At 58.4% G+C, this 4,937-nt stretch carries 4 protein-coding genes; 2 read left to right on the forward strand and 2 right to left on the reverse strand.

Annotated features, from left to right (window positions below; all coding sequences use genetic code 11):
• Positions 1 to 134: 134 nt before the first annotated feature.
• Positions 135 to 1,115 (forward strand): YdcK family protein, encoded by a 981-nt coding sequence (gene ydcK / locus HMPREF9538_RS16220; protein ID WP_009484801.1) that lies wholly within the window; start codon positions 135 to 137, stop codon positions 1,113 to 1,115.
• Here the strand turns inward: ydcK and rimL are convergent.
• Positions 1,101 to 1,679, reverse strand: coding sequence for a 50S ribosomal protein L7/L12-serine acetyltransferase (rimL, locus tag HMPREF9538_RS16215; RefSeq protein ID WP_002907487.1), 579 nt, complete (start codon positions 1,677 to 1,679; stop codon positions 1,101 to 1,103). The genes ydcK and rimL overlap by 15 nt on opposite strands.
• A gap of 53 nt (positions 1,680 to 1,732) precedes the next feature.
• Positions 1,733 to 3,388, reverse strand: a complete 1,656-nt coding sequence (locus HMPREF9538_RS16210; protein WP_002907489.1) for a glucan biosynthesis protein D — start codon at positions 3,386 to 3,388, stop codon at positions 1,733 to 1,735.
• A gap of 437 nt (positions 3,389 to 3,825) precedes the next feature.
• Here HMPREF9538_RS16210 and HMPREF9538_RS16205 point away from each other — a divergent pair, with 437 nt between their 5' ends.
• The gene (locus tag HMPREF9538_RS16205; protein WP_009484803.1) at positions 3,826 to 4,914 is read left to right on the forward strand and encodes an NAD(P)-dependent alcohol dehydrogenase; all 1,089 of its coding nucleotides are present in this window, start codon (positions 3,826 to 3,828) and stop codon (positions 4,912 to 4,914) included.
• The last annotated feature ends 23 nt before the right edge of the window (positions 4,915 to 4,937 follow it).

The raw sequence follows: 4,937 nt of genomic DNA on the forward strand, positions 1-4,937 counted from the left end.
GGCGGCGTTTGCGTTTTATTCATTTTATTGATGATATCAATTTAATTTGAAGTTGCATTTTAAAGGAACCTTATCCCGCGCGCTATGGCGATCTTTGCTATGTTTATGTTAACCATAAGTAATAAGGATCGGCCATGCGTAAATACCGTCTCAGCGAACAGACCCGGCAGTATTGTTATGAGGAAGAGCATGGCAAACAAAGCGTCACCCTGCGCCAGATCGTGGCGCTTATTGATTTCGCTGACGTTAAAGCGGGCAGCGAAGGCGGCTGGGTGGATGAGGAATGCGCTCTCAGCCAGCAGGGGGAGTGCTGGATCTACGATGTCAACAGCGTGGTCTTCGCCGGGGCGCGCATCCGCGACGACGCCCGCTTAACCGGGTTCTGCGTGGTCAGCCATGAGGCCACCATCGGCGGACAGGCCTGCATTCACACCTCGCAGATCAGCCATCACGCGCAGATCAGTGACAACGTCACGGTTACGCAGAGCCAGGTGCGCGGTTATTGTCGCCTTGCCGACGAGGCGCGTCTTCTCCCCCACTGCCAGGTGATTGCCGCGCGCGGGTTAACCGCCGATCGCGACAAAGTCCTGCAGATCTATCAGCGAGCCACCGTCAGTGCCTCGCGCATTCTCCACCAGGCGCAAATCTACGGCGATGCCTTCGTTGAGCATGCGTTTGTCGAACATCGGGCGGAAGTGTTTGACCAGGCAAGACTTGAAGGGAACGAAGAAAACGACGTCTGGGTGTGCGATAACGCCCGGGTATACGGGAACGCGCGCCTGATCGCCGGTCGCGGAGAGGATGCCATTCCCACCGTACGCTACAGTTCGCAGGTGGCAGAGAATGCGGTGATTGAAGGCAACTGCCTGCTGAAGCATCGGGCGATGGTCGGCGGCGAGGCGCAGCTGCGAGGTGGTCCGATTCTGCTCGACGACGATGTGCTGATCCAGGGGCGGACAGTCATCATCGGCGATGTGATCGTTGAGCACCAGGTCTCCATCAATGACGAGGTGCAGATTGCCGCACAGGAGGGAGAGGCCATTCATCTGCGCGGCCCGAAAACGCTTGACGGCCAGCAGCACATCACCCGCACGCCGCTGTTAGGCGCGCTTTAATGCCTCATCGCGGTCAATAATGCGGGCGTAGATATTCTGATCGTCATAGCTACCGTTCAGATACTCGGCTTGTCGGAGACAGCCTTCCAGAACAAACCCGTTGCGCAACGCTACCTGGTTGCTGCGGGTGTTCGCCACCCGGCATTTGATCACAAACCGGCGCACCAGCCCGCTGGCGGCATAATGGCGGATAAAGGCCTGTAATGAACGGGAAAGCAGCCCTTGCCCCTGGTGCTCTTCATCGATCCAGTAGCCAATATAGGCCGTTTTATTCTGCGGCTCGATCTGATTGAACGACAGGACCCCGACTAGCTGCTTATCGAGAAACAGCAAAAACATTTTGGCGTAATCCCGCTGATGCAGCATCACGTTGCCCTGCACATGACGTCGGGTCTCGTCTTCGCTGCGCACCTCGGCGGGCCAACTGAGCGACTGCTGTAGCCAGCGCTGGTTTTTGACCACCAGCTGGTGCAGGTCGCTAACGTAGCGCTCATCAATGGCGATTAGCGTCAGCGCGTCGGTTACCGGGATCGACTCAGGTACTGCTGGGATATCTGCGGTCATAGCGCTCTCTTCTGGCCCGCAGGGACTGCCTGCGGGCGTCGGGTGACTCAGGGTTATTTCATGATCCGATCGTCAACGTAGTTTCGTTTATCTGCTGCCGGCGGGAAATACTGATAGAGCCAGGTTTCGCTGATGGCTTCTCCCTGACAGCGCAGGAACAGACGCATCTCCACCGGGTCGGTTGAGTCGGTGGTCGGATACCAGTCGAAAAGGATCCGGTAGCCATCGAACGGCTCGACGTAGAGGATCTCAATCTGCTTCGCTTCCCCGCTGGAGAGGGTGATCACCGGTTCAATACCGCGCGGCGCGGCCGCCTTCAAATCGCCGCCGACAAAGTCGATGGCAAAACGACGCGCCCACTTATCCGGGTAGTGTTCACCCGGCGCCCATCCCTCGGGGAAGCCCCCCATCCCGGTGCGGGTGGCCAGAACGCGCGCCAGCGGAGTGCTCACCGGCGGCTGCGCGCTCCAGTAAAGACGGTAGCGGAAGTCCAGTTCGTCGCCCGCCTTCACCGCCTTTTCCGGCTGCCAGAAGCAGACGATATTATCCAGCGTTTCGCCGGTAGTTGGGATCTCCATCAGGCTGACCGCCCCTTTGCCCCACTGGTTACGCGGCTCAACCCACAGGCTGGGACGCTTGTTATACCAGCCCATCACATCCTGGTAGTGGGAGAAATCACGGTCCAACTGCAACAGACCAAAGCCGCGCGGGTTCTTGTCCTGGAAGGCATTGAACTGCAGCTTCTGCGGGTTATTCAGCGGCCGGCAGACCCATTCCCCGTTGCCCAACCACATTGACAGCCGATCGGAGTCGTGGATTTGCGGATGGATGGTGTCGCACATCCGCCGCTCATTATTGCCGCAGCTGAACATACTGGTCATCGGCGCGATACCCAGCTGTTTGATATCCTTGCGGGCGTACAGGTGGTTTTCCACGTCCATGATAACCTGGGTATCCTGGCAGTGGATGGTGAACTTGTAGGCGCCAGTGATGCTCGGGCTGTCCAGCAGCGCGTAAACGGTAAACACCGTGGCGTCCCCTTTGACCGTTTCGAACCAGAACGACGTAAAGTCGGGAAACTCTTCCGGGGTATCGGTAAAGGTATCCACCGCCAGACCGCGGGCCGACAGGCCATACTGATAGGTGCTGTCTACCGCGCGGAAGTAGCTGGCGCCGAGGAACGCCACGATATCGCGGCGCGCCAGCTCCGGCGCTTTAAACACCCGGAACCCGGCGAAGCCGAGGTCAGACTGTCCTTCCAGCTGACGGGTATCCACACCGGCGTCATTGTACTTAAACAGCTCCGGACGGAAGTGGATCTCGCGCGCCTGCTGGGTGCTGGCGTCTAAAGAGAACATCCGCACGCGGCGACGGAACCCCATCCCGACGTGGAAAAACTGGATGTCCAGCTTACGCTCTTCAATATTGTTCCACAGCGAGTGGTTGGCATCGTACTGGATGCTGTTATAGGCCTGCGGGGTGAGATTGGCGAGCGTCGGCGGCAGATCGCGCGGGGCGCCGCCCCACGGCTGGCGCGCCAGATCGTGAGCCATCGCCTGCAGAACAGCATAATCAAAACGACGCGTTTGCCCGTCGGCAATGCCCGCGTCTTCGGCAAAAGCGGCCTGACTGAATAAGGAAGCGACTCCTGACGTTCCGCATACGGCGGCAACAGCCATGGAAGATTTAAGAAAACGTCTGCGGTTCATGCCTGAGAAAGCGTCCTTCTGCACGGGTGAATTGATTCGCAACGCGTCATCACGCTGCGTGATAATTTCCGCCCACTCTAGACAAAAACGATTAATAATCCAATTGTTGCCAGCAGAAAAAAGGTAAAAAAGCCCTGTCCAGAGGAACAGCCTGTTTTTTTCATTGCCTCTGGCGTGTAGCCTGGGCATACACGCTGCCTGCCGCTTTTTACCCCTGACTATTCAAGGGAAATCTATTCTCCAGCGCTGAATATTCACCCCATGTATCGCTCCTCGCCGCGCGCGTTTTTTAGGCACGATTCGCGCAAATTTCCATCGCGCCTGGTGCTAACTTTTCCCCGATAACCGCTATCTTTCTTCACGTTAGCGGCCAACAGGGGAGAGCCGTTCGGGCTGTCCCGCCACGCTCTCCAGGGAATTCATTCAGGAGTCATGCCATGCAAGTGAAAGCAGCCGTCACGCTGGGCTACCAGCAGCCTTTTGTCATCAAAGACGTCGAGGTCGCCCCGCCGGGGAAGGACGAGATATTAGTGAAAATTGTCGCCACCGGCGTCTGCCATACCGACGCCGTGATGCGCGACAACCCCGGGGTGGTGCCTATGCCGGCGATCCTCGGCCATGAAGGCGCCGGGATCGTTGCCAGCGTCGGCGAGGCGGTTAGCGGCATCAGAGTAGGAGACCACGTAGTGCTCAGCTACGCCGCCTGCCACCACTGCGAAAATTGTTTAAGCAACCACCCTTCGGCTTGCGAAGATTTTAATACGCTTAATTTTGGCGGCCGACGCGAGGATGGCACCACCCCCTACCGGCTGGGAGACCAGGATCTGTCCCTGTTCTTTGGCCAGTCGTCTTTCAGCCAGTATGTGGTCACCCGCGCCAGCAACGCGGTCGTGGTCGACCCGGAGGTTGATCTCACCCTGCTCGGCCCGCTGGGCTGCGGTATCCAGACCGGTAGCGGGACGGTGCTCAACCGCCTGAAACCGGTGGTCGGCGAATCGCTGGTGGTGTTTGGCTGCGGCGCGGTGGGGCTCAGCGCCATCATGGCAGCGAAATTAACCGGCTGTTCGCAGATTATCGCGGTGGATATCCATGCCAGCCGCCTCGCCCTGGCGCGCGAACTGGGCGCCACCCATCAGATCAACGGTAAGGAACAGGATGCCGTCGCCGTGATTAAACAAATCACCGGTAAAGGCGCCCACTACGCGGTGGAAACGACCGGCGTCTCCGCTATCGTTCTGCAGGCCGTACACGCGGTGAAACCGCTGGGAACGGTGGCGATTGTGGGCTTTACCGGAGATATCACCCTTAACGTGCAGAACGACCTGATGGCGGAGGGAAAATCGCTGGTCGGGGTGATTGAAGGCGACGCCGTGCCGGCGCTGTTTATTCCGCTGTTGGTGCAACTCTATAAACAGGGAAAATTCCCTATCGATAAGCTTATCGCCCGCTATCCGTTGGCCGATATCAACCAGGCCTTCGCCGATTCGGCGTCCGGCAAGGTGATCAAGCCGGTGGTGGTCATGTGAGATAACGTCGCCACCGGTCGGTG

It is taken from the genome of Klebsiella sp. MS 92-3 (assembly GCF_000195655.1).
GTDB lineage: Bacteria > Pseudomonadota > Gammaproteobacteria > Enterobacterales > Enterobacteriaceae > Klebsiella > Klebsiella pneumoniae.

Excerpts from the sequence above, each read along its gene's own strand:
- ydcK (WP_009484801.1), top strand. The coding sequence starts at position 135 with ATGCGTAAATACCGTCTCAGCGAACAGACCCGGCAGTATTGTTATGAG.
- rimL (WP_002907487.1), bottom strand. The coding sequence starts at position 1,679 with ATGACCGCAGATATCCCAGCAGTACCTGAGTCGATCCCGGTAACCGAC.
- HMPREF9538_RS16210 (WP_002907489.1), bottom strand. The coding sequence starts at position 3,388 with ATGAACCGCAGACGTTTTCTTAAATCTTCCATGGCTGTTGCCGCCGTA.
- HMPREF9538_RS16205 (WP_009484803.1), top strand. The coding sequence starts at position 3,826 with ATGCAAGTGAAAGCAGCCGTCACGCTGGGCTACCAGCAGCCTTTTGTC.